Source organism: Primorskyibacter flagellatus (assembly GCF_014638275.1).
Classification (GTDB): Bacteria; Pseudomonadota; Alphaproteobacteria; order Rhodobacterales; family Rhodobacteraceae; genus Pseudooceanicola; species Pseudooceanicola flagellatus_A.
This window is the reverse complement of the sequence record NZ_BMFJ01000002.1, coordinates 514,841-535,240: the sequence shown is the minus strand read 5'-3', so window position 1 is coordinate 535,240 and position 20,400 is coordinate 514,841. Positions and strand designations below refer to the sequence as shown.

The 20,400-nt window shown below is 67.4% G+C and carries 23 protein-coding genes; 10 read left to right on the top strand and 13 right to left on the bottom strand.

The features are described 5' to 3' along the window. Nucleotides 1-7: 7 nt before the first annotated feature. The 4 genes from IEV87_RS16910 (at nucleotide 8) to IEV87_RS16895 (ending at nucleotide 2,616) form a co-directional block, all read left to right on the top strand. Nucleotides 8-604, top strand: coding sequence for a DUF1285 domain-containing protein (locus IEV87_RS16910; RefSeq protein ID WP_188478990.1), 597 nt, complete (start codon nucleotides 8-10; stop codon nucleotides 602-604). A gap of 43 nt (nucleotides 605-647) precedes the next feature. Continuing rightward, on the top strand, nucleotides 648-1,406 hold the full coding sequence (locus IEV87_RS16905) for a hydroxypyruvate isomerase family protein (RefSeq protein ID WP_188478989.1): 759 nt from the start codon (nucleotides 648-650) through the stop codon (nucleotides 1,404-1,406). Nucleotides 1,407-1,537: 131 nt separating this feature from the next. Next, nucleotides 1,538-1,909 carry a VOC family protein gene (locus IEV87_RS16900; protein ID WP_188478988.1) on the top strand — a complete coding sequence of 124 codons (372 nt, stop codon included), beginning with the start codon at nucleotides 1,538-1,540 and terminating at the stop codon, nucleotides 1,907-1,909. Continuing rightward, nucleotides 1,909-2,616: a helix-turn-helix transcriptional regulator gene (locus tag IEV87_RS16895; protein WP_188478987.1), complete on the top strand. Its 708-nt coding sequence runs from the start codon at nucleotides 1,909-1,911 to the stop codon at nucleotides 2,614-2,616. Before IEV87_RS16900 ends, IEV87_RS16895 begins: the two co-directional genes overlap by 1 nt. Here IEV87_RS16895 and IEV87_RS16890 read toward each other — a convergent pair. The 4 genes from IEV87_RS16890 to IEV87_RS16875 form a co-directional block, all read right to left on the bottom strand. Further along, nucleotides 2,610-3,506 carry a cation diffusion facilitator family transporter gene (locus tag IEV87_RS16890; protein ID WP_188478986.1) on the bottom strand — a complete coding sequence of 299 codons (897 nt, stop codon included), beginning with the start codon at nucleotides 3,504-3,506 and terminating at the stop codon, nucleotides 2,610-2,612. The genes IEV87_RS16895 and IEV87_RS16890 overlap by 7 nt on opposite strands. A 192-nt stretch (nucleotides 3,507-3,698) precedes the next feature. Continuing rightward, entirely contained in the window at nucleotides 3,699-4,883 is a 1,185-nt protein-coding gene (gene rlmN, locus IEV87_RS16885; RefSeq protein WP_188478985.1) for a 23S rRNA (adenine(2503)-C(2))-methyltransferase RlmN, read from the bottom strand. 74 nt (nucleotides 4,884-4,957) lie between these two features. Further along, nucleotides 4,958-5,344 (bottom strand): DUF1304 family protein, encoded by a 387-nt coding sequence (locus IEV87_RS16880; RefSeq protein WP_188478984.1) that lies wholly within the window; start codon nucleotides 5,342-5,344, stop codon nucleotides 4,958-4,960. A gap of 73 nt (nucleotides 5,345-5,417) precedes the next feature. Next, nucleotides 5,418-5,957, bottom strand: coding sequence for an invasion associated locus B family protein (locus tag IEV87_RS16875; protein WP_188478983.1), 540 nt, complete (start codon nucleotides 5,955-5,957; stop codon nucleotides 5,418-5,420). 154 nt (nucleotides 5,958-6,111) lie between these two features. Between IEV87_RS16875 and IEV87_RS16870 the strand changes: the two genes are divergently transcribed. Then, a complete protein-coding gene (locus IEV87_RS16870; protein ID WP_188478982.1) occupies nucleotides 6,112-7,095 on the top strand; it encodes an asparaginase in 984 nt (327 codons plus the stop codon). A gap of 3 nt (nucleotides 7,096-7,098) precedes the next feature. On the opposite strand, the gene IEV87_RS16865 is transcribed toward IEV87_RS16870, so the two are convergent. The 8 genes from IEV87_RS16865 to IEV87_RS16830 form a co-directional block, all read right to left on the bottom strand. Beyond that, nucleotides 7,099-7,317, bottom strand: a complete 219-nt coding sequence (locus IEV87_RS16865; RefSeq protein WP_188478981.1) for a hypothetical protein — start codon at nucleotides 7,315-7,317, stop codon at nucleotides 7,099-7,101. 161 nt (nucleotides 7,318-7,478) lie between these two features. Continuing rightward, nucleotides 7,479-8,792, bottom strand: a complete 1,314-nt coding sequence (locus tag IEV87_RS16860) for a M16 family metallopeptidase (protein ID WP_188478980.1) — start codon at nucleotides 8,790-8,792, stop codon at nucleotides 7,479-7,481. Continuing rightward, nucleotides 8,789-10,192: a M16 family metallopeptidase gene (locus IEV87_RS16855; RefSeq protein ID WP_188478979.1), complete on the bottom strand. Its 1,404-nt coding sequence runs from the start codon at nucleotides 10,190-10,192 to the stop codon at nucleotides 8,789-8,791. Before IEV87_RS16855 ends, IEV87_RS16860 begins: the two co-directional genes overlap by 4 nt. Nucleotides 10,193-10,468: 276 nt before the next feature. After that, nucleotides 10,469-10,987: a DUF3035 domain-containing protein gene (locus tag IEV87_RS16850; RefSeq protein ID WP_188478978.1), complete on the bottom strand. Its 519-nt coding sequence runs from the start codon at nucleotides 10,985-10,987 to the stop codon at nucleotides 10,469-10,471. A 78-nt stretch (nucleotides 10,988-11,065) separates the two neighbouring features. Beyond that, entirely contained in the window at nucleotides 11,066-11,530 is a 465-nt protein-coding gene (lspA, locus tag IEV87_RS16845; protein ID WP_188478977.1) for a signal peptidase II, read from the bottom strand. A 4-nt stretch (nucleotides 11,531-11,534) separates the two neighbouring features. After that, on the bottom strand, nucleotides 11,535-13,124 hold the full coding sequence (gene purH, locus IEV87_RS16840) for a bifunctional phosphoribosylaminoimidazolecarboxamide formyltransferase/IMP cyclohydrolase (RefSeq protein ID WP_188478976.1): 1,590 nt from the start codon (nucleotides 13,122-13,124) through the stop codon (nucleotides 11,535-11,537). A gap of 36 nt (nucleotides 13,125-13,160) precedes the next feature. Then, nucleotides 13,161-14,897 carry a heparinase II/III family protein gene (locus tag IEV87_RS16835; RefSeq protein ID WP_188478975.1) on the bottom strand — a complete coding sequence of 579 codons (1,737 nt, stop codon included), beginning with the start codon at nucleotides 14,895-14,897 and terminating at the stop codon, nucleotides 13,161-13,163. A gap of 82 nt (nucleotides 14,898-14,979) precedes the next feature. After that, entirely contained in the window at nucleotides 14,980-16,356 is a 1,377-nt protein-coding gene (locus tag IEV87_RS16830) for an RsmB/NOP family class I SAM-dependent RNA methyltransferase (protein ID WP_188478974.1), read from the bottom strand. Between the two features lie 78 nt (nucleotides 16,357-16,434). Between IEV87_RS16830 and IEV87_RS16825 the strand changes: the two genes are divergently transcribed. Further along, the gene (locus IEV87_RS16825) at nucleotides 16,435-16,617 is read left to right on the top strand and encodes a DUF1674 domain-containing protein (RefSeq protein ID WP_188478973.1); all 183 of its coding nucleotides are present in this window, start codon (nucleotides 16,435-16,437) and stop codon (nucleotides 16,615-16,617) included. A 228-nt stretch (nucleotides 16,618-16,845) separates the two neighbouring features. On the opposite strand, the gene dapB is transcribed toward IEV87_RS16825, so the two are convergent. Beyond that, nucleotides 16,846-17,658, bottom strand: a complete 813-nt coding sequence (gene dapB, locus IEV87_RS16820) for a 4-hydroxy-tetrahydrodipicolinate reductase (RefSeq protein ID WP_188478972.1) — start codon at nucleotides 17,656-17,658, stop codon at nucleotides 16,846-16,848. Between the two features lie 84 nt (nucleotides 17,659-17,742). Here dapB and rbfA point away from each other — a divergent pair, with 84 nt between their 5' ends. From rbfA to IEV87_RS16800, 4 genes are read left to right on the top strand one after another with little or no spacing between them, the layout of a single operon-like run. Next, on the top strand, nucleotides 17,743-18,138 hold the full coding sequence (gene rbfA, locus IEV87_RS16815; RefSeq protein WP_188478971.1) for a 30S ribosome-binding factor RbfA: 396 nt from the start codon (nucleotides 17,743-17,745) through the stop codon (nucleotides 18,136-18,138). After that, nucleotides 18,125-18,880, top strand: coding sequence for a phosphodiester glycosidase family protein (locus tag IEV87_RS16810; protein WP_188478970.1), 756 nt, complete (start codon nucleotides 18,125-18,127; stop codon nucleotides 18,878-18,880). Before rbfA ends, IEV87_RS16810 begins: the two co-directional genes overlap by 14 nt. Nucleotides 18,881-18,931: 51 nt before the next feature. Beyond that, the gene (gene truB / locus IEV87_RS16805; protein WP_188478969.1) at nucleotides 18,932-19,837 is read left to right on the top strand and encodes a tRNA pseudouridine(55) synthase TruB; all 906 of its coding nucleotides are present in this window, start codon (nucleotides 18,932-18,934) and stop codon (nucleotides 19,835-19,837) included. Then, the gene (locus IEV87_RS16800; RefSeq protein WP_229737679.1) at nucleotides 19,834-20,370 is read left to right on the top strand and encodes a DUF1643 domain-containing protein; all 537 of its coding nucleotides are present in this window, start codon (nucleotides 19,834-19,836) and stop codon (nucleotides 20,368-20,370) included. Before truB ends, IEV87_RS16800 begins: the two co-directional genes overlap by 4 nt. The last annotated feature ends 30 nt before the right edge of the window (nucleotides 20,371-20,400 follow it).

The following is a 20,400-nucleotide window of genomic DNA, read 5'->3' as shown; positions in this document are numbered from 1 at the left end:
AAAAGCAATGAGTTCACAAAATACCGTGAAAGCCAGCGCAGAGGGGATTGCTGCCTCTGCCAAGGCAGCGAGCAAGGGGCGCGGCCTGCCTCCGGTGCACAAATGGGACCCGCCGGACTGCGGCGCGCTGGACATGCGGATCGCGCGTGACGGGTCCTGGCATTATCAGGGATCTCCGATCAACCGGCCCGAGCTGGTGCGGCTTTTCTCGACCATCCTGCGCAAGGACGGGGACAGCTATGTGCTTGTCACGCCTGTCGAAAAGGTCACGATCACGGTGGAGGACGCGCCTTTCGTCGCGGTGGATTTCGAGGTGGAGGGCACGGGTGAGTCGCAGCTGCTGCGATTCCTGACCAACGTCGGCGATGCAACCGAGGCGGGTCCGGACAAGCCGATCCGCGTGGCCCGCGATCCGGAAACCGGCGAACCTTCGCCATACGTGCTGGTGCGCGACCGGCTTGAGGCGCTGATCGACCGCAAGAGCTTCTACCGGCTGGTGGAGATCGGGGAACATCATGAGCATGAGGGGCGGCAATGGTTCGGGATCTGGTCGGGGGGCAGGTTCTTTCCGATCATCCCCTCGGAAGAGTTGACAGGGTCTTAATGGACCGGTCTCTCTAGTCGGCACGCCCCGACCGGAGACCGCCATGCCGAAATTCGCCGCCAATATCTCTTTTCTCTGGAAGGACTTGAGCCTCCCGAACCGGATCGTGGCGGCGGCCGCGGCGGGGTTCGGAGCGGTGGAGATCCTGTTTCCCTACGACACGCCCGCGCCGGAGATTCGCGATGCGCTGTCGCGGACCGGGCTGCCGCTGGCGCTCATCAACTGCCCTCCTCCGAACTACACCGGCGGGGCGCGCGGTTTTGCGGCGGTGCCGGAGTCGCGCGACAGGTTCCGCAGCGACTTCCGTCGGGCACTGCGGCAGGCGCAGGTGCTGAAGGCGGATCACCTGCACATCATGGCCGGCGTGGCGGACGGAGCCGAAGCGGAGGCGGTCTTCTCGGAGAACCTTGCCTGGGCCTGTGCCGAAGCGCCTGAGCAGAGCCTGACGATCGAACCGATCAATCCGCATGACATGCCGGGGTACTTCCTGAACGATTTCGACCTTGCCGCGCGGGTGATCGGGGCGGTCGGGGCAGACAACCTCGGGCTGCAGTTCGATGCCTATCATGCGCATCGCATCACCGGCGACGTGGCGGGTACGTGGGACAGGCACCGCGCGCTGGTGCGGCATGTGCAGGTCGCGGACCATCCGGGGCGGCATGAACCGGGGAGCGGAGAGATCGACCTCGCCGGGTTTTTCGCTCGGCTGGATGCGGAAGGCTACGCGGGCTGGGTCAGTGCGGAATATGTGCCGGCGGGGGACGTGGATGCGGGGCTTGGATGGCTGCGGGAGGTGGGCTGAAAGCCCACCCTACGGGGGATGCTGCGGTGTGGGCTTCTTATCCACCACTGACCGCGAAACCCTCCTGACAGAAGGCTGTCAGGAGGGGTATGCGAAACAGGCGTCACTGCAACCCCTTCGGAGTGACTGACATGACCGACCGCGCAACAACCGTCTGGACCGAAATCCCGGTAACGGACATCGACAGGGCCATCGCCTTTTATGGCACCGTATTCGACTGGACGCTGAACAGGGACGACAGCGGGCCGAACCCCGTCGCCAATTTCAGCGGCAACATGTCCGGAGTGCACGGCCATCTCTATCCCGGCCGTCCCGCCGCGCCGGGGACGGGGCCGACGATCCATCTGGCCGTGCCCGACACGCTGGCCGCGACGACCGACCGGCTGAAGGTGGCGGGCGGCAAGGTGGTGGCGGGTCCGATCTCCATCCCCGTGGGCAACTTCACCTATTGCGAGGACCCGGACGGGAACTCCATCGGGCTGTTCGAAATGGCGGCGTCCTGATGCGGAGGGCCGACCGCCTGTTCCAGATCGTCCAGTATCTGAGGGGCGGTCGGCTCACCACCGCGGCGCAGCTGGCGGAGCGGCTGGAGGTCTCCGAACGGACGATCTACCGCGACATCGCCGATCTCGTCGGCTCCGGCGTTCCCGTGGAGGGGGAGGCCGGGGTCGGCTACGTCATGCGGGCCGGGTACGACCTGCCGCCGCTGATGTTCACGCAGGACGAGATCGTGGCGCTGGTCGCGGGGGCGCGGCTGATCCGGGCCTGGGGCGGCATGGCCATGGCGGCTGCGGCGGAGGAGGCGCTGGTCAAGATCAACGCGGTGATGCCCGACGGGGCGCGGGCCCGGGCGGAGCGGGTGCAGGTGCATGCCATCGACTTTTCCGGCATGTCGGAGGAGGTGCGCGCCCGGCTCGACCTTGTCGAGGGGGCGATCAACGGGCGGGTGCTGCTGAAGACCGACTACGAGGACGAGGAGGGACGTCAGAGCAGCCGCGTGCTGCGGCCGCTCGGGCTTTATTTCTGGGGCAAGGTCTGGACGCTCGTCGCCTGGTGCGAGCTGCGGGAGGATTTCCGCAGTTTCCGCGTCGACCGGTTTTCACACATTGCTGAGGGCGGGCGGTTCCGGGAGGAACGGGGCCGGTCGCTGAAGGACTATTACGACATGCAGGCCGCGCGGGGGTTCCGGCGGGACGGAAGCTGTCAGTGACCGATGGCCGGCACGCCCTGACAGGCGGTGTCGACATGTTCGATCTCGATCACCGAATGGTGGATGTGGAACTTCTCGGCCAGCAGGGCCTTGGCGCGGCGGCGGAGCGAGTCGTTCGGCACTTCCTGCACGATATGCGCTTCGAGCGCGGTCTCGTGTTCCTGCATGCGCCAGAGGTGAAGGTGGTGGACATCGACGACGCCGGGCAGGGCGCGGAGTTCACGCAGGACCTCTTCGGCATGCGGATCGCCGGGGCTGCCCATCATCAGGATGCGGATGACCGGCATGATCTCCGACGCTGCGTGCCACAGGATGTAGGCGGAGATCATCAGGGTCACGACCGGATCCACCAGCCGCCAGTCGTAGAGCAGGATCAGCGTGCCGGCGACGATCACCGCGACCGATCCCATGGCATCGGCGAGGTTGTGCAGGAAGGCGGCGCGGACGTTCATGCTGTCTTTCGCCATGCGCAGGGTGAGCAGGGCGGTGGCGGCGTCGATGACAAGGGCAATGCCGGCGACGACGACAACGGTCCAGCCTTCGACCTCGGCCGGATTGAACAGGCGCATGACGCCCTCGAAGGCCAGCCAGACGGAGACGGTGATGAGCGTGGTGTAGTTGATGAGCGCGGCGACGACCTCTGCCCGACCGTAGCCGAATGTCATGGCGGCGTCGGCGGGGCGGCGGGCGATGCGGCGCGCGACGAGGGCCAGCACCAGCGTGATCGCGTCCGAGAGATTGTGGATCGCGTCGGCGATCAGGGCGAGCGAGCCGGAGAAGATTCCGGCGACGATCTGCGCGACGGTGAGGAGCACGTTGATCGCCGTGGCGAGCCAGAGACGCCGGTCGCCGGCGTCGGGGATGGGATGGTGGTGGTGGTCGTGCGGCATGGGCGCATGTGACCGGGGCCGGGCGGAAATGGCAAGTGCCGGTCCCGTGATGGACGACGCGGGGGCGCTGCCCCCGTCCTTCGGACTCCCCCGGGATACTTTCGGCAAGATGAAAGATGCTTCATCTTGTCCGAAATATCCCGGGGATGAGGCCCGTGAGGGCCGAAGGGGCAGAGCCCCTTTCCGGGGAAATCAGGAGAGCCCGGCTTCCTGTGCGATCTGGGCGCGGGACTTGCGGGCGCGTTCGGTCGCGGACTTGAGCTGCCCGCAGGCGGCCATGATGTCCTCTCCCCGCGGCGTGCGGATCGGAGAGGCGTAGCCGGCCTTGTGCACGATGTCGGCGAAGGATTCGATCCGGGACCAGTCGGACCGTTCGTAAGGCGCGCCGGGCCATTCGTTGAAGGGGATGAGGTTGATCTTGGCCGGGATGCCCGAGATCAGCTTGACCAGCCGACGCGCGTCAGCGTCGCTGTCGTTCACATCCTTGAGCATCACGTATTCGAAGGTGATCCGTTCCGAATTCGACAGGCGGGGGTATTCGCGCAGCGCGGTCAGAAGCGTTTCGATATTCCAGCGCTTGTTGATCGGCACCAGCCGGTCGCGCACCTCGTCCGTGGTGGCGTGGAAGGACACGGCGAGAAGGCAGCCGATCTCCTCGGCGGTCTTGGCGATTTCGGGGACGACGCCGGAGGTCGACAGGGTGATGCGGCGGCGGGAGAGGGAGATGCCCTCGGGGTCCATGGCGATCTTCATCGCGTCGCGCACGTTGTCGAAGTTGTAAAGCGGTTCGCCCATGCCCATCAGCACGATATTCGACAAAAGCCGCGTCTCGTCCTTTGGTGCACCGGGGACGGGCCATTCGCCGAGGTCGTCGCGGGCCACCATGATCTGACCGACGATTTCCCCTGCGGTCAGGTTGCGCACCAGTTTCTGCGTGCCGGTGTGGCAGAAAGAACAGGTCAGCGTGCAGCCGACCTGGGAGGAGATGCAGAGCGTGCCGCGGTCGGATTCGGGGATATAGACGACCTCTACCTCATGCCCGCCGGCGATGCGGACGAGGTATTTGCGGGTGCCGTCGGCAGAGACCTGTTTCGACACGACCTCGGGCACTTCGATCACGAAGGTCTCGGCCAGTTTGGCGCGGAAGTCCTTGGCGAGGTTCGTCATCTCGGCGAAGTCGCGCTTGCCCCAGTGATAGACCCAGGCCCAGAGCTGGTTGACCCGCATCTTTGCCTGTTTTTCCGGCGTGCCCATGTCGATCAGCGCGGCGCGGAGGGCGTCGCGGGTCAGGCCGACGATGTTCGGTTTCCCCTCGGGCAGTTTCCGGGGGATCGTCATAAGGTCCTGAGTGATCGGGGCGTTTGGTGCGTCGGTCATGGTGTGGGATCCTGCGGCAAGCCCCGGCTTATACGGGATTCGGGCGGAATTGGGAACTCCCCCCTCCGGCCCGGTCACGACAGCAGGAACCAGAGCCCGATCAGGGCCGGGGTGGCCTGAAGCGCGGCGCCGACAAAGGCGACGGTGGTGAAGGCGAGAGTCGCGCCGGCGGCGATGGCGAAGGCGAAGACATAGGTGGCGAGCGCGGTGCCTGTCGCGCCCGGCGACATCAGGGCCGCAATGCCGCCGAGGGCGATCATCAGGTTGTAGACACCCTGGTTGATCATCAGGATCCGGGTGACTCGGGCCTGATCCGCCGGGTCCATGTCGAGCCCCGGGTTCACCTTTCGGATCATTCCGCGGTGCAGGGCGGGGCGCATCCACAGGAAGGCCTCGCCGACGAAGGCGAGGGCGTGGAAGAGGATGACGAATAGCAGGCAGAACAGGGCGATTGTTGACATGAAAACTCCTCCCGAAGCGGTTCGGGAGGAGGATGCACGCCGGGACGCAGCCTGTCGATGACGTCGTGACGTCCTATTTGCAGCGGTTCTGCGCCTCGGTCACGGCGGCGGTGAAGCCGGTGAGGGAGAAGGTGTCCTTGGTCTGCGTGCCACGCGACGAGCGGGCCGTCGCGATGGCGGAAGAACCGGCCTTCATGGCGGCGACGATCTGGGCATCGACCGACTTGTTCTCCGGCCAGGCCCATTCGCCCTGGGTGATGAGTTCGAATTCCTTGCCGTCCACGTTCAGGTTGACGGTGGAGCCCGGCGCGAAGGGGTAGCCGCCGGTGAATGTGACCTGCGCGTCCACGCCCGCGCCGGGGCGGAAGAAGGTCATCAGCAGCATCTGCGACCGGGTCACGGTGACCACGCGGCCATCCTTGGTGTTGACGGTTTCCTTCGGGGCCGCGACGGCCCAGCATTCCTTTGGGTCGGCGTCCTCGTAGACGGCCCAGTCCTGCTGTTCGCTGACGATGTTCTCGCTGACCTGCTGGGCCGAAACGGTGCCGGTGGTCGCGCCGATGGCTCCGATCACGGCAAGCGCGGTCAGACCCGGCATCTTACGGGAATTCATGAATTCAGCCTCCAAGCTGTCCTTGCCTCTGTCTGCTCCTGCGGCCCTGATGGCCGGTTTTGCGAGCAATATCGTACTCGACATTGCAACAATAGTCGGAAATCTGCCAATGACGAAAGAGCGATTGGCAAGATTTTGCAAGGAAGGGCGGGCGATGTCGAGTGCGGTGGAACTGGCGCAGATCTGGCGCGGGGATGTCATGGAAAGCGTGCATTCCGGGCATGCGGTGATCTGCAACGGCGAGGGAGAGATCGTCGAGGCCTGGGGCGATCCCGAGATCGTGATGCTGCCCCGGTCGTCCTGCAAGATGATCCAGGCGCTGCCGCTGGTGGAAAGCGGGGCGGAGTTGAGCGAGGCGCAGGTCGCCTTTGCCTGCGCGTCCCATTCCGGCGCGTCCGTGCATACGGAGATGGCGGCGGCCTGGCTGTCCGACCTGGGCCTGTCGGAGCGGGACATGCGCTGCGGGTCGCACATGCCGCAGGACCAGACCGAGCAGCACCGGCTCATCCGCCAGTCGGAGGAGCCCTGCCAGCTGCACAACAACTGTTCCGGCAAGCATTGCGGGTTCCTGATGCTCAACCGGCAGCTTGGCGGCGGAACGGAATATGTCGAGGTGGATCATCCGGTGCAGAAGGCGGTGCGCGCGGCGTTCGAGGATGTGACGGGCGAGGTCAGCACGGGCTACGGGATCGACGGGTGTTCGGCGCCGAACTTCTCGACCTCGCTCGCCGGGCTGGCGCGGGCCATGGGGTTCTTTGCCAATGCGCATCGCAAGAGCGGGGCTCGGGCAGAAGCGGCGGCGCGGATTACCACGGCGATGGCACGGCATCCGCTGCTGGTCGCGGGTGAGGGGCGCGCCTGCACCGGGTTGATGCGGGCGATGGACGGGCGGGTCACGGTCAAGACCGGGGCGGAGGCCGTGTTCACCGGCATCCTGCCGGAGCTGGGGCTGGGTATCGCGCTGAAGGTGATCGACGGGACCACGCGGGGGGCGGAATGTGCGATCACCGCGCTGCTGATCCGTGCCGGGGTGCTGTCGCCCGATCATCCGGTCGTCACGAAGTACTGGAACGCGCCTGTCACCAACTGCCGGGGTACCACGACGGGATGGATCCGGCCGGGGTCGGCGCTGGCCTGAGGCTCAGCTGTCCTGGTATTCGAGGTAGGGTGCGATCTCGGCCCTGGCTTCCTGCACGCGGTCCGCGATCTCTGGCAGTTCGCGGTCGCGCGCAAAGGCGGCGAGGTCGTCGAGGGCGTCCAGCATCCACCCCGTTCCGGAGACGGAGGAGGGCGGGTAGCTGCGGTGCCATTGCTTCGGTATCACGCTCTGCGGTGTCTGCAGATTATGGATCTTGGTCATCGTCACCTGTCCGGTCAGAGGGGTTGAAACAGCCCGTTCCGGGTTATCGCATTCCGGTATACACGTGGTTGCATTTTTCAAAAATTGCAACCGCGAGTAACCTTAAAGCGCCGAAAAGTTCAGGTAGTTTGCCCCAGTACCACGGCCAGTGAAACGCTGCGTCAGTTCGTGCTGCTCAGTCCGTCGGGTTGTCCGACAACCACAAAACGCAGGTTGTCCGGTTTCAGGTAGCGGCGGGCCACGTCGTTCACCTGTTCCAGCGTGACCGCATTGACCTTGTCGTTGCGGGTGGCGGGGTAGTCGATCGGCATGCCCTGGATCTGCATGCCGGTGATGATGTTGGCGATCGGTCCATTGCCGTCGAAACGCAGGGGGTAGGCGCCGGTCAGATATTTCTTGGCGGCGGCCAGCTCCTCCTCCGTCACGCCTTTCTCGGCGGCTTCGGCCCATTGCTGCTTGGTGACCTCGATGGCCTCGGCGATGCGGTTGTTGGCGGACTGCACCTGGCCGAGCCAGAGATCGGCGTGGTCCTTGTCTACCAGATAGCTGCCGATGCCGTAGGTCAGGCCGCGTTTCTCGCGGACCTCGTGCATCAGGCGGCTTTCGAAACCGCCGCCGCCAAGGATCGTGTTCAGCAGGTAGGCGGGGAAGAAGTCGTCGCTGTCCATGGACACGCCGGCATGGCCGAAAAGTGCGACGGACTGTGGGGTGTTGTAGGGAATGACGGTAATTCCGCCGGTGAGCGCCGGTTCGATGTCCTCGGGCAGGGGGGCGCCGGTTTCGGGCAGGTCGCCGAGCAGGTCGTCGAGGAGTGTGGCGAGGTCTTCGGGCGTGATGTCGCCGACCGCGCCGATGTAGACCCGGTCGCGGGCGATGGTGTCGTCGCGGGCGGTGAGCATGTCGTCGCGGGTGAGGGCGTTTACGCTTTCTTCCGTACCATTGGACACGGTGCCATAGGGGTGGTCGCCGAAGGCCTGTTCGGACAAGGCGCGCCCGGCCATGTCGTTCGGGTCCTTTTCGTCCGAGCGGATGATGGAGATCACCTGCCCCCGCACGCGGTCGATCGCCTCCTGGTCGAAACGGGTGTTGACGAGGGACTCGCGCAGCAGGGCGACGGCCTTGTCGCGGTTCTCGGTCAGGAACTTGGCGGATACGGTGAGCGTGTCGTCGCTGACATCATAGTCGAAATCGGTCGCCAGCATCTCCTTCGCGCGGGTGAAGGCAAGCGCGTCCATGTCGCCGGCGCCTTCCTCCAGCGTGGCGGTCATCAGGTTGACAGCGCCCCGCTTGCCGGGCCGGTCGAGCGAGGTGCCGCCGCGGAACCAGATTTCCAGCGCGGTGAAGGGGATCGAGTGTTCCTCAACCAGCCAGGCCTTGAGCCCGCCGGGGGTGGTGACCTCCTGTATCTTCACCTCCGCACGGGCGGGGAGGGCAGCAGCGAGGGCGAGGATCAGGGGAAGGACGAAACGGATCACTGGCTGATCTCCTGGGACTGGGACTCTGCCTGCGGCGGGGCGGCAGCGGGGGTCGGGGCGGAGGGCTGGCCTTCGGGCGCCATCAGGTAGCCGGTCACGGCGCGGTCGCGGTTCAGAACGTCGCGCGCGGCGACGAGAATGTCTTCCTCCGTCACGGACTGGAGGATGTCGGGCCAGGCCTGCACGTCCTCAACCGTCAGGCCTTCGGTCAGGGCCGATCCGTAGCGGCGGGCAAGGCTTTGCACGTTGTCGCGTTCGTAGACCGTGCTGGCGCGGATCTGCATCTTGATGCGGTCCAGCTTGGCCTCGTCCACGCCGTCCCTGAGGAACTGTGCCAGCGTATCGTCGAGCGCCTTCTCAGCCTCCTCCAGCGACACCCCCTCGACCGGGACGATGTAGATGCCGAAGGTGGTATCGTCGAGCGACTGGCCGCCGTAGTAGGCAGAGGTGTAAACGGCCTTGTTCTGTTCGAAGGTCAGCTTTTCCGTCAGGTAGCCGGTCTGGCCCCCGCCGAGCACCTCTGACAGCATGGTAAGGGCCGCGGCGGTCTTCTGGTCGCCGGGGTCGCGTTCGGGCGCGAGGTAGGAGCGGCTGACATAGGGCTGCGCGACGCGGGGGTCGCGAAAGATCAGGCGGCGCTCCGCGGTCTGTCTGGGTTCTTCGGGGCGCACGCGTTCGGTCAGATCGGGATTGGCGGGGATCGGGCCGTAGTGCTGTTCGGCGAGGGTCCTTACCTCCTCCGGCGTCACGTCGCCCGCAACCACGAGAATGGCGTTGTTGGGCGCGTAGAAGCGGTTGTAGTAGGCCATGACGTCGTCGAGATCGAGCTGCTCCATCTCGTGCCGCCAGCCGATGATCGGCGTGCCGTAGCGGTGATTGAGATACTGCGCCGCGCTTGCCTGTTCCCCGAACAGTGCCTGGGGGGAGTTCTCGGTGCGCTGGTTGCGCTCCTCTATGATGACCTCGCGTTCGGTCAGGATATCGCTTTCGGTGAGTCGGATGTTGCGCATCCGGTCGGCCTCCATCGACATCATCAGGCCAAGCCGGTCGGCGGCGACACGCTGGAAATAGGCTGTGTAGTCGTGGGAGGTGAAGGCGTTGTCGGTGCCGCCGTTCTCGGCCACGGTCTTGGACAGTTCGCCCGAGGCCAGCTTGTCCGTCGCCTTGAACAGCAGGTGTTCAAGGAAATGCGCCACGCCGGAGACACCCGGTGTTTCGTCCGCCGCGCCGGCGCGATACCAGACCATGTGCACGACCACGGGGGCACGGTGGTCTTCGATCACCACGACCTCCATCCCGTTGTCGAGCGTGAAGTCGGTGACCATGTCGCTGGCGGCCTGCGCGGCGGTGGTCAGCAGGGCGAAGGCCGAGGCCAGCAGGGCCGGGAGGGGGAGGCGCATCCGGGATCCTCTTGTCATGTCGCGGTGCGGCGGCACGGGGCCGCTCTGGGGTTGGTGTGTACCATAGGCCAACGCGGCCGGCGCGCAACTCGGCCCGGTTGTGATGACGGGAGTTTGAGGGGGGCGTGAGGGGGCTGTCGGCTCGGTCTACCTGCGGGCATTCCGGGTCAAACGGTCGGCGCTGCCCGGCGTAAGCGTCGGGCGGGTCCATTGAATGGTCCGGATCGAAGAAGGGATCCGACCAATGGTGGCAGGAATTACAGCCTTGGAAACGCCTCAGCGAGCCTTGCCGCCCGGAGGCGCGGAGGGGGTCGGGGCCCCGGCGCTGCGCCAGATGCGCTGCGTCGCCAGCGGATCGAGCGATTCATTCCGGTAGGCGCGGTAGTATTCGTCGCCGCCGAAGATGCGGAACTGGTTGGCGCGGCTCTTGCGGCGGCGGAACTGTTCGTCCTCTGCCGCGAGAGTCGGGCGGATGGACGGGTCGACACCGCGGCGGGCAGCTGCTGTCACCAGCGCCCCGTCGGCGGCGGAGATACCGCTGTCGTTCAGCGCGCCGGGGCGGCCGCCAAGGGCTGCGACCGCATCGGCGATCGGCTGCTGATCGGTGCGGTTGGAGCCGCCGGGCGTGGGTGCGGGCAGTTCGACGAAGTTCGGCGGGGCCTCCAGCGGCTTGCCGGGAACGATGGTAAATTCCTCGGGCCCGTCGGAGGTGTTGCGAATCTTGCGCAGGGTGATGTCACGGTCCACGCCGCCGCAGCCCGCAAGTGCGGTGCAGGCTATCAGAATCAGCGGCAACGCAACGCGTCCGGTCGCCGGCATGGCAGTCCCCCTAGGTCTCATGGTCGGAATCTCTACCTGATCTTGTGACCGAGGTCACGCGCCTTTCTCGGCCGGGGTCAGCACCAGCGCGACCGCTCCGATGAAGATCGCGATGTCGGCGACGTTGAAGGCGTAGGGGTTGTCGATGCCGCAGCAGGACATGTTGAGAAAGTCCGCCACCGCCCCGTAGATCACCCTGTCCACGACGTTGCCAAGCGCGCCGCCGACAAGCAGACCGGCGGCGATCAGCCCGGCGCGGCGGGGGCGTTCGCGGCGGACCCAGATCAGCACCCCGGCGGACACCGCGAGGGCGACGAAGATGAGCAGCCAGCGGGACCCGGATCCGTCGGAAAACAGGCCGAAGTTGATGCCGGTGTTCCAGGCCATGCGCAGGGTCAGCAGGGGCGGGGCGACCGCGATTTCCTGCCGTTCGATCAGGTTGAGCCCGTGGACCACGGCGTATTTGCTGATCTGGTCGAGGAGGAAGGTCGCGAGCGCGGCCCAGAAGACGGTCCGCATCCGTTCAGTGCCGGAAGTGGCGCATGCCGGTGAGGACCATGGCGAGGCCGGCCTCGTCCGCGGCCTTGATGACCTCGTCATCGCGCATGGAGCCGCCGGGCTGGATCACCGCCGTCGCGCCCGCGTTCGCCGCCGCCAGCAGGCCGTCCGCAAAGGGGAAGAAGGCATCGGAGGCGACGACGGAGCCCCTGGCGGGCGTTTCGCCCAGCCCCGTCTCCTCCGCCATGCGCTGCGCCTTGAGTGCGGCGATGGTGGAGCTGTCGACCCGGCTCATCTGGCCCGCGCCAATGCCGACCGTGGCCCCGTCCTTCGCGTAGACGATGGCGTTGGACTTAACATGCTTTGCGACGGTCCAGGCAAAGAGCAGGTCCGCCATCTCCTTCTCCGAAGGCGCGCGTTTCGTCACCACCTTCAAGTCGTCCATGTCGATGCGGCCATTGTCGCGGTCCTGCACCAGCATCCCGCCCGCCACCTGCCGGTAGGTCAGGATCGCCGTCTTGGGGTCGGCCAGCGCATCGGTCGTCAGCAGGCGGAGGTTCTTCTTCTTCGCGAAGATCTCCTTCGCCGCATCGTCGGCACCGGGGGCGATCACGACCTCGGTGAAGATCTGCGCGATCTCCTCGGCTGTTTCGCCGTCGAGCATCTGGTTCAGCGCGATGATCCCGCCGAAGGCCGAGGTGCGGTCACAGTCGAAGGCCCGCAGGTAGGCTTCGCGCAGGGACCCGCCGCGGGCGACGCCGCAGGGGTTGGCGTGCTTGATGATCGCGCAGGCCGGGCCGTTCGCGGGCAGGAACTCCGACACCAGTTCGAAGGCCGCGTCGGTGTCGTTGATATTGTTGTAGGACAGTTCCTTGCCCTGATGCTGCTGCGCTGTGGACACGCCGGGGCGGGCCGATCCGTCGCGGTAGAAGGCGGCTGACTGGTGCGGGTTCTCGCCGTAGCGGAGCCCTTGCGCGAGCGTGCCGGCAAAGACGCGGCGGCGGGGGGTGTCCTCTCCGATCGCCTGCGCCATCCATGTGGAGACGGCGGCGTCATAGGCCCCGGTGTGGGCATAGGCGACCTGGGCCAGCCGCTTGCGGGTGGCGAGCGTGGTCTGGCCGTTGTTGGCCTTCAGTTCGTCGATCAGGGGGCCGTAGTCCTCGACATCCACGACGACGTTGACGAAGGCGTGGTTCTTGGCGGCGGCGCGGATCATGGCGGGGCCGCCGATGTCGATGTTCTCGATGCAGGTGTCATAGTCGGCACCCTTCGCGACGGTTTCCTCGAAGGGATAGAGGTTGACGATCAGCAGGTCGATCGGGTCGATCCCGTGATCGGTCATGGCCTTGACGTGCCCGTCGTTGTCACGCAGCGCCAGCAGGCCGCCGTGCACCTTGGGGTGCAGGGTCTTCACGCGACCGTCCATCATTTCGGGGAAGCCGGTCACATCGGCCACATCCGTCACGGTCAGGCCCGCGTCGCGCAGCATACCCGCGCTGCCGCCGGTGGAGAGCAGGGTCACGCCCATGCCCGCAAGCTCCTTCGCCAGATCGACCAGCCCGGTCTTGTCGGAAACGGAAATCAGCGCGCGGCGGACAGGGTGAAGGTCGGTCATGCTGTGGCGGGTCCTCGGATCGGCAGTCGTTAGGTCTCAGAACGCCTCGTCCAACCCGTCGCGGTTCAGGTCGCGGATAGAGATCGGCGTATCCTGGGCCTTGGACAGCGACCAGCGCAGGCGGGTCGCGTGTTCCACGGCCAGGGCGGACAGCACGATCTGGGTGGTCGCACGCGGCTTGAGGCGGTTCTTCTCCAGAAAGACGGAAGGTTCAAGGCGCAATTCGCCGCTGCCGTCATGACGGAAGACCCAGAGTTCTCCGGATTTCAGCGCCAGAGACACCGCGAGGCCGCCGAGATCGAGCTGCGCCTCGACTTCCGGATGCAGGTGAAAGCGGATCTGGAAGGGAATGCCCTGAAGGCTGGCATCCAGCGCGGAGTCGAAGCGGCGCTTGTGCGCATCCTCGACCGCGATCAGCAGATCCTCTCCGGCCATGCCGCGCCCGTCTGCGGTGAGTTCGAGCGTGCGGGCGTGGGTCAGGCCATGGGATTTCACGTAGCCGTCGTGCCCGGCCTGGAACCGCAGCCCGTCGGCGGCCTGGGTCATGCGGACGGGGACGTTCTTCGGACCGTCGACGAGGGGCTCTCCGCCCGTGCGGCCGGGTTTGCCGAGCCGGGCGCTGGACTGTCCCTGAAGGCTGAGCGTGGAGTGACTGGGCGTGGCACGTCCCGCGCGCTGCCAGTCGGGTCCGAAGCTGGCACCGGATCCGCAGTTGACGATCATCGCGCGGCGGCCCGAGGTCAGTTCGAAGGCGAGGGTGGAGGCATGGGCGGCGGTAGAGGCCGCGCCCTTCGGCGGCACGGCGGCATCGACGATGACGCTGGTGCGTCCGGCGGAAAGGCGCGCGAACCCCATGGACAGCCCGGCCGGATGGCGGTGCTTGATGCCGGAGGACGCGAGCGCGTGATCCAGCCGCCCTTCGATCCCGCGTCCGCCGCCGTGGAACCGGGCGAGGCTGCCGTCGGCGTGGCGCAGGGTCCGCAGGGTCGGGGCGACGCGCCCGATCGCGGCGAGATGGGCATCGGCGAGGGGACGTGCGCTGTCGGTCAGCGCGGCCTCGGCCCAGGTCAGGAGGGTGAAGACCTCCAGCAGCTCCTCGGGGTTGCGGGTGGCGATTCCGCCCTGCGGGTCGATTTCGGTCGCACATTCCCTTTCCAGCGCCTTCTGTGCCGGGCCGACGCGGTCGGAGAAGCCGTTGAGCGAGAGGCCGGCGTATATCAGACCGCAGAGCGCCTCGAACCGCGGCAGGCCGGGGCGGGCGCTTTTCCAGCGGCGGTGCAGGAACTGGGTCTGATGGCCGAGCGCCTTGAAATAGGCGTCCTGTTCAGGCTTCTCCTGCCCGCGCAGAAGAAAGTACGCGTGGTTGATCCAGCGGATCACGCGGCGTCCCGTCAGGTCCGGCGTCCAGCCCGGCCCAGAGCCGTCGCCGTAGCGTGCGATCCAGTCCCAGAGCCAGGCCTGCGCCTTGTCGCGGGTCGGTCCGTCGGCGACTGCGGCGAGGTCGTCGAGCCAGCCAAAGCCGTGGAGCTCCGCCTCGAACGCGGGGGCGGGCGGGGTCAGGGACCAGATGTCGCCGCCCTGATCCTCCACCAGATAGCCGGCGAACATGAAGTTCCCGGCGAGCAACTGGCGGCCCTTGGCAAAGCTGCCGACGCTGCGCGGTTCGGGCTGCGACACGAACCCGCCCGGCGGACGGGTCCGGGCCGTCGTGCGGGCATAGACCCGGTCAAGGAACCGGGGCCCGGATGCGGCGCGGGTCGATGTTTCGGTCATCCTGCCTGTCGGTCGCTTTCTGGGGCGTCTCCCGGGGGACCATAGTGCCGGGTCCGGGGAACGTCACCGAAAATTCTGGGTCTCAGCGCGGGCGGCGGAGGGCAACCACGTAGAAGCCGTCCATCCCGCCGAGATCGGACCAGAGGTCGGGGCGCAGGCGCAGCCCGCCCTCTTCGGTGATCCAGTCAGGGTCGAGGCCCGGAAGGTCCAGCGCGGCGCGGTCGGCGGTCAGGCCGGGATGGCGGGCGATGGCCTCCTCCGCCTGCACCTCGCCCTCGTCGGGGATCAGGGAACAGGTGCAGTAGACCAGCCGTCCGCCGGGTTTCAGCAGGCTCAGCGCGTGGTCGATCATGCGGGACTGGAGGGCGATCAGGGCTCCGATCTCGCTGCCGTCACGCGCATGCGGCAGGTCGGGATGGCGGCGCAGTGTGCCGGTGGCAGAGCAGGGTGCGTCGAGCAGGATCGCGTCCCAGCCGGTTTCGGTGAACTCGAGCGCGTCGCCGGTCACGGTGCGGGCGGAGAGGCCCGTGCGGGCGAGGTTGGCGGCGATCCGCTCGCTCCGCGGGGCGGAGATGTCGAGCGCAGTGACACGGGCCCCGGCAGCGGCCAGCTGCATCGTCTTGCCGCCCGGTGCGGCGCAGAGGTCGAGCACCTTTTCGCCCTGCTGCGGGTTCAGCACCCGGACGGGGATCGCGGCGGCGGCGTCCTGCGCCCACCATTCGCCGGTCTCGTAGCCGGGCAGGGCGGTGACCTGCACGTTGTCGGCGATCCGGAGCGTGCCGGTCGGCAGGACGGTGGCGTTCAGCGTTTCGGCCAGGGTCTTCGTCGTCGAAGGTTCGCGCGGGGTCAGGTCCAGCGGTGCGGGGCGGGACTGGACGGCTTCGCAGGCGGCGACGATTTCATCGCCCCACGCCATGACGAGCGGATCGCGCAGCCATTCGGGGATACGGGAGGCGGGTAGATCGGCCAAGGACATGCCGGCGCCGGCGACCTTGCGCAGGACGGCGTTCGCCATGCCCTTGGCGCGGTTGTGGCGTGGCATCGCGGCGATCTGGGTGACGGCAGAGTTGACCACGCCATGCGCCGCCTCTCCGGCCAGCAGTTCATAGGCGGCTATGCGCAACACGTTGAGCACCGGAAGCGGCGGCATATGGGCGAGGTGCTGGCCGAGCAGGGCGTCGAGCGCACCGAGGTGGCGGAGCGTTTCGGTCGTGAGCCGCTGAGCGCGGGCGCGGACAGGCGGGTCAAGCCGGGCCACGGGACCGGAGCGGCCGAGGAGGTCGGCGAGGATGCGCTGTTCCTCCGTCACGGCGCTCAGCATCTGGTGCGCGACGCGGCGGGGATCGGGGGGAAGGCGGGGACGGTCGGGGGCTCCGGTGCGGGGGCCGCGGGCAGGACCGTCGCGACGGGGGCCACCCTTGCCGGGGCGTCCCGGTTTGCTGTCTCTGCGGTCCGGCATACTGCGTTTCCTGCCCTGTTTCCTTGCCCCTGTCAGGTCCGGGCGTATATCATGGGTGCGATCAGAAGGAAGCCCGAGATGACCGACGACACCCTCCGGACAGACCTGCCCCCTGCGGCACAGCGCGCGCTGGCCGAGGCGGAGGCGCGCCGGAAGGCGGCGAAGGCGGAGGCGATGCCGGTGGAACTGGGCGGCCGCGACGGTCCGGAGCCGGTGCGTTTCGGCGACTGGGAGAAGAAGGGAATCGCGGTCGATTTCTGAGGGGGCCGCCCCCTCACGCAGACCCTCTCCCCGAGGGGAGAGGGGATTGCATGGCGCGGGTGGGAATGGTGCGCATGGCCCCCCTCCCTGGCCCTCCCCCCCTGTTGGGGGGGGGATTGGGTCGCGTCGGATGGATAGGGACGTGTCATCCTCGGACTTGATCAGAGGATCTCGTGCCGGGAGAGAACCTCGGATCAAGTCCGAGGATGACGTGGCATACGGGGCGGGTCAGCCCAGACCGAGCACGTCCAGCATGTCGTATTCGCCGGGTGCCTTGCCATGAGCCCACAGCGCGGCCCGCAGGGCGCCGCGTGCAAAGAGCCCCCGATCGTCGGCGATGTGACGCAGGACGATGCGTTCGCCCGGCCCGGCGAAGATCACGTCATGCTCCCCGACGATGCCGCCGCCCCGGATCGCGGCGAAACCGATGTCGCCGCGTTTCCGGGCGCCGGTGATGCCGTCCCGGCCCCGGTCGGCAACGTCGTCGAGCGCGACACCCCGGCCGGCCGCCGCGGCCTCGCCCAGCATCAGCGCGGTGCCGGAGGGAGCGTCGACCTTGCGGTTGTGGTGGGATTCCACGATCTCGATGTCGAAGTCCTCGTCCAGGGCCTCGGCCACCTTGCGGGTCAGCATGGTCAGCAGGTTCACGCCGAGCGACATGTTGCCCGCGCGCACGATGACGGTCTTCTTCGCGCTGCCGGCAATGGCCGAGAGGTCCTCCTTGCCGAAGCCGGTGGTGCCGATGACATGGGCGCAGCCGGTTTCGGCGGCGGCACGGGCAAAGGCGACGGTCGCGGAGGGGGCGGTGAAGTCCAGCGCCGCCTGCGCGCCAGCGAAGGCCGCAGCCGCATCGTCGGTCACGATCACGCCGGTTTCGGGTCCGCCGAGACAGGTGCCGAGGTCGCGGCCGATCCAGTCGTGGCCCGAACGCTCCACCGCACCGGTCAGGCGGGCACGGTCGCTGGCGGTCACGGTTTCGATCAGCATGCGGCCCATGCGTCCGGAGGCTCCGGTGACGACAATTCCGGGGGGCTGGGTCATTCGCGGCGCTCCTTTTCCTGTCCGCCCTGCTTACTGGCCTGCGCGCCGCTTGGCAAAGGGGCGGGGAGGGTCTATCTGCGGGACATGAGCAGAAACCATCATCACGACGGCGCCGGACCCTCTCAGCGCCAGCTGCGTGTCGGGGAGACGATCCGCCGGGCGCTGTCGGAAATCCTGCAGCGCGGGGACATCCACGACCCCGACCTGAACCGCATGTCGATCACCGTTGGCGAGGTCCAGGCCTCCCCCGATCTCAAGATCGCAACAGCCTATGTGCTGCCGCTTGGCGGGCAGGGGCAGGATCAGGTGGTGGAGCTGCTGGCCCGCAACAAGGCGGAGCTGCGGCGGCTGATCGGGAAGAAGCTGGAACTGAAGTATACGCCCGACCTGCGTTTCCGCATCGACGAGACCTTCGATCGGATGGACGAAACCCGTCGGCTGTTCGGCCAGGACGACGTGCGGCGCGATGTGGAGGACTAGCGCGGCGTCCCTTCCGGCGCTGCTGGCGCTGTGGGTCCTGCCCGCGCAAGCGGTGGACTGCCGGACGGAGCCCTGGGATGGGCGCTCCTACACCGTCTGCGAGGTCGACGCGACGACCGAGGATCTGCGCCTTTTCCTGACCGACCCGGGCGGCACGGCCTACGGCAGCTTCTCTGCCGTGGACGCGCGGCTGGCGGGCGAGGGCGGGCAGCTGGCCTTCGCGATGAATGCGGGCATGTATCATGAGGACCGCAGCCCGGTCGGGCACTACCGCGAAAACGGTGCGGAGGTGCGGGGCGTGATCGACACGGCCGGGCCGGGCAACTTCGGGATGCTTCCGAACGGGGTCTTCTGCATCGGTGCGGGCCGGGCCGAGGTGATCGAGACACTCACCTACGAGACCCGCGACACGGCGGACTGCCCCTCGGCCACGCAGTCGGGGCCAATGCTGGTGATCGACGGAGAGCTGCATCCCCGTTTCCTGCCGGACAGTACCTCGCGTTACATCCGAAACGGGGTCGGGGTCACGGCGGACGGCAGCCGGGCGTTCTTCGTGATGTCCGACCTGCCGGTGACGTTCTATGAATTCGCCTCGCTTTTCCGGGACGGGCTGGGTCTGCCTCAGGCCCTGTATTTCGACGGCAACATCTCTCGGCTCTATGCCCCGCAGATCGGTCGCAGCGACCTGGGGCTGCGCATGGGACCGATCGTCGGCGTGGTGGAGCCGCGACCGGCGGATTGACCGCAGGGCCGGAGCGGGCTAGGCCCGCGCGCCGGAACAGAAGGGTAGGGCATGGCACGCAATCGCAAGGGACGCGACATCTCGGGCTGGCTGGTGGTGGACAAGCCGGCGGGGATCACCTCCAACGCCTTGGTGAACAAGGTGAAATGGGCTTTCGACGCGAAGAAGGCCGGACATGCGGGGACGCTGGACCCGGAGGCAACCGGCGTGCTGGCGGTGGCGCTTGGCGAGGCGACCAAGACCGTGCCCTTCGTGACCGACGCGCTCAAGGCCTACCTGTTCACCGTGCGCTTCGGGCAGGCGACCAACACCGACGATGCGGAGGGCGAGGTGATCGCGGAAAGCGACGCGCGCCCGACGGATGAGGACATCCGGGAGGCGCTGGCGCAGTTCACCGGAGAGATCATGCAGGTCCCCCCGCAGTTCTCTGCCGTCAAGATCGACGGGCAGCGCGCCTACAAACTGGCGCGCGAGGGGGAGGAGATGGAACTGGCCGCGCGTCCGCTCTGGGTCGAAAGCCTGTCGCTGGCGGAGCGTCCCGATGCGGATACCGCCGTGCTCGAGATGGTGTGCGGCAAGGGCGGCTACGTGCGCTCCGTCGCGCGGGATCTCGGGGCGGCGCTTGGATGTCACGGGCATGTCGTCCGGCTCCGGCGGGTCTGGTCCGGGCCCTTCGTCGCCAGCGAGGGCGTGGGGATGGAGCGGATCGAGGACCTGGCAAAGAGCCCGGAGATCGACAACCTGCTGATCCCCATGGAAGTCGCGCTCGACTGCCTGCCCGAGGTGCGCGCCAGCGACGAGGGGGCGGCCCGGCTGCGCAACGGCAACCCGGGGCTGGTGATCGCGCAGGACATCGAATACGGCGAGGAATGCTGGGCCAGCCATCAGGGCCGCCCCGTCGCCGTGGGCATCTATCGCGCGGGGGAGCTGCACCCGAGCCGGGTGTTCAACCTGTGATCGAACGGCACTTCCGGAAGGGCGATGCGGAGTCCTCCGCGCTCTATTCGGACTGCGGGGCCTATCGTTACGCCCTGACCCGGTGCTGGGACGCGGCGGGGGCGCGGTTGCTTTACATCATGCTCAATCCGTCCAGGGCGAGCGAGCGGGTCAACGATCCGACGGTAGAGCGTTGCGAGCGGCGGGCGCGGCAGCTTGGCTTCGGCGCGTTCCGGGTGGTGAACCTGTTCGCCTGGCGCGCTACCGATCCGCGCGACCTGAGGGCGGCGGAGGTGCCGGTCGGCGCGGACAACGCCCGGGCGCTGGCGGAAGGTGCGGACTGGTCGGACATGGTGCTGGCGGCCTGGGGTATTCACGGGGCGCATCTGAATCAGGGGGCGGCGGTGGCGGCGCAGTTGCGGGGTCGGTCGCCGCATCACCTGGGACTCTGCCGGAACGGGCACCCGCGTCATCCGCTGTACGTGAGCTATGCCCAGGCGCCGGAGCCCTGGGATGCGGAGGCCATGGCGCAATTGGCCGGGGCATCTTCGTGAAGGATTAACTACTGCTGCGGTATGTCTTTG

Bases quoted from the DNA above. Each gene is read 5' to 3' on its own strand.
- IEV87_RS16825 (WP_188478973.1), top strand. From the start codon at position 16,435: ATGACCGACGACACCCTCCGGACAGACCTGCCCCCTGCGGCACAGCGC.
- IEV87_RS16905 (WP_188478989.1), top strand. From the start codon at position 648: ATGCCGAAATTCGCCGCCAATATCTCTTTTCTCTGGAAGGACTTGAGC.
- IEV87_RS16810 (WP_188478970.1), top strand. From the start codon at position 18,125: ATGTGGAGGACTAGCGCGGCGTCCCTTCCGGCGCTGCTGGCGCTGTGG.
- IEV87_RS16890 (WP_188478986.1), bottom strand. From the start codon at position 3,506: ATGCCGCACGACCACCACCACCATCCCATCCCCGACGCCGGCGACCGG.
- IEV87_RS16870 (WP_188478982.1), top strand. From the start codon at position 6,112: ATGTCGAGTGCGGTGGAACTGGCGCAGATCTGGCGCGGGGATGTCATG.
- IEV87_RS16830 (WP_188478974.1), bottom strand. From the start codon at position 16,356: ATGCCGGACCGCAGAGACAGCAAACCGGGACGCCCCGGCAAGGGTGGC.
- lspA (WP_188478977.1), bottom strand. From the start codon at position 11,530: ATGCGGACCGTCTTCTGGGCCGCGCTCGCGACCTTCCTCCTCGACCAG.
- IEV87_RS16865 (WP_188478981.1), bottom strand. From the start codon at position 7,317: ATGACCAAGATCCATAATCTGCAGACACCGCAGAGCGTGATACCGAAG.
- IEV87_RS16895 (WP_188478987.1), top strand. From the start codon at position 1,909: ATGCGGAGGGCCGACCGCCTGTTCCAGATCGTCCAGTATCTGAGGGGC.
- IEV87_RS16835 (WP_188478975.1), bottom strand. From the start codon at position 14,897: ATGACCGAAACATCGACCCGCGCCGCATCCGGGCCCCGGTTCCTTGAC.
- rlmN (WP_188478985.1), bottom strand. From the start codon at position 4,883: ATGACCGACGCACCAAACGCCCCGATCACTCAGGACCTTATGACGATC.
- IEV87_RS16880 (WP_188478984.1), bottom strand. From the start codon at position 5,344: ATGTCAACAATCGCCCTGTTCTGCCTGCTATTCGTCATCCTCTTCCAC.
- purH (WP_188478976.1), bottom strand. From the start codon at position 13,124: ATGACCGACCTTCACCCTGTCCGCCGCGCGCTGATTTCCGTTTCCGAC.
- IEV87_RS16875 (WP_188478983.1), bottom strand. From the start codon at position 5,957: ATGAATTCCCGTAAGATGCCGGGTCTGACCGCGCTTGCCGTGATCGGA.
- IEV87_RS16855 (WP_188478979.1), bottom strand. From the start codon at position 10,192: ATGCGCCTCCCCCTCCCGGCCCTGCTGGCCTCGGCCTTCGCCCTGCTG.
- IEV87_RS16910 (WP_188478990.1), top strand. From the start codon at position 8: ATGAGTTCACAAAATACCGTGAAAGCCAGCGCAGAGGGGATTGCTGCC.
- rbfA (WP_188478971.1), top strand. From the start codon at position 17,743: ATGAGCAGAAACCATCATCACGACGGCGCCGGACCCTCTCAGCGCCAG.
- IEV87_RS16900 (WP_188478988.1), top strand. From the start codon at position 1,538: ATGACCGACCGCGCAACAACCGTCTGGACCGAAATCCCGGTAACGGAC.
- truB (WP_188478969.1), top strand. From the start codon at position 18,932: ATGGCACGCAATCGCAAGGGACGCGACATCTCGGGCTGGCTGGTGGTG.
- dapB (WP_188478972.1), bottom strand. From the start codon at position 17,658: ATGACCCAGCCCCCCGGAATTGTCGTCACCGGAGCCTCCGGACGCATG.